The 1246-nt window shown below is 71.2% G+C and carries 2 protein-coding genes; both read right to left on the bottom strand.

Going from position 1 to position 1246, the window contains the following annotated elements; all coding sequences use genetic code 11:
- Nucleotides 1-582, bottom strand: a 582-nt coding sequence (locus tag AB0G02_RS41025) for a TIM barrel protein (RefSeq protein WP_360806203.1), incomplete at its 3' end; no start/stop codon positions are given.
- Between the two features lie 12 nt (nucleotides 583-594).
- Nucleotides 595-1246 (bottom strand): Gfo/Idh/MocA family oxidoreductase (locus AB0G02_RS41020; RefSeq protein WP_360806200.1); only part of this gene is annotated, 652 nt, incomplete at its 5' end.

Here is a 1246-nt window from a genome sequence, read left to right as displayed (position 1 = left end):
GCGGACGGTGGTCCAGTAGTCGTAGGCGATCTCGGAGGGGTGGACCTCGTGCGCGAACCGGACGCCGACCTCGTCGAACACGTCGAGGATCGGGTTCCAGCGGTCCGCGAAGTCGGCGTAGCCGGCGTCGATCATCGACGGCGGCACGGGCGGGAACATCGCCACGGTCTTCCAGATCGAGGAGCCGGTGAAGCCGACCACGGTGCCGGCGCCGAGCTTCGCGGCGGCCCGCGCGGTCATCTTCATCTCCTCGGCCGCGCGCTGCCGGACGCCCTCGGGGTCGCCGTCGCCCCAGATGCGGGAGGACAGGATGCCCTTGTGCCGCTCATCGATCGGGTCGTCGCAGACGGCCTGGCCGGTGAGGTGGTTGGAGATCGTCCAGACCTTGAGGTCGTGCTTGGCCAGGATCGCCAGCCGGTCGGAGACGTAGTCGTCGTCCTCGGCCGCGCGCCAGGGGTCGAGGTGGTCGCCCCAGCAGGCGATCTCCAGGCCGTCGTAGCCCCACTCGGCGGCCAGCCGGGCGACCTCCTCGAACGGGAGGTCGGCCCACTGACCGGTGAACAACGTGATCGGACGCGCCATCTCGTTCTCCTCTCAGACTTCTCGCCAGGTGCGGGACGCCGCGCTGGCCTCGACGGCGGCCAGGGCGCGTTGCACCCGCAGCCCGTCTGCGAAGGACGGGGCGGGATCGGTTCCGGCGGCCACGGCCCGGATGAAGTCGACGGCCTGGTGGGTGAACGCGTGCTCGTAGCCCAGGCCGTGTCCGGCGGGCCACCACGCGTCCACGTAGGGGTGCTGCGGCTCGGTGACGACGATGCGCCGGAACCCGGCGGTGGCGACGTCCTCGGTGCCGTCGAAGAAGTGCAGGACGTTCATGTCCTCGAAGTCGAACGCCAGGCTGCCCGCGGAGCCGTTGATCTCGATGCGGATGGCGTTCTTGCGGCCGTTGGCGAACCGGGTCGCCTCGAACGAGCCCAGCGCCCCACCGGTGAACCGCGCCAGGAACAGGGCCGCGTCGTCCACGGTGACCGGGCCGGTGGCGTCACCGGCGGCGGTGCCGGACAGACCCGCGTGCTCGGCCGCCAGAGGGCGTTCGGTCACGAACGTCTCCAGCATCCCGGACACCTCGCGGATCGTGTCGCCCAGGATGAACTGGGTGGCGTCGACGATGTGCGCGCCGATGTCACCCAGCGCGCCCGAACCCGCCTTCTCCTTGTCCAGCCGCCACGACAGCGGCGCGGCCGGG

Origin of the sequence: Actinosynnema sp. NPDC023658 (assembly GCF_040639995.1) — a bacterium.
Lineage (GTDB): Bacteria > Actinomycetota > Actinomycetes > Mycobacteriales > Pseudonocardiaceae > Actinosynnema.
The sequence above is the reverse complement of the archived record's forward strand: the minus strand, read 5'-3'. Positions and strand labels throughout refer to the sequence as shown.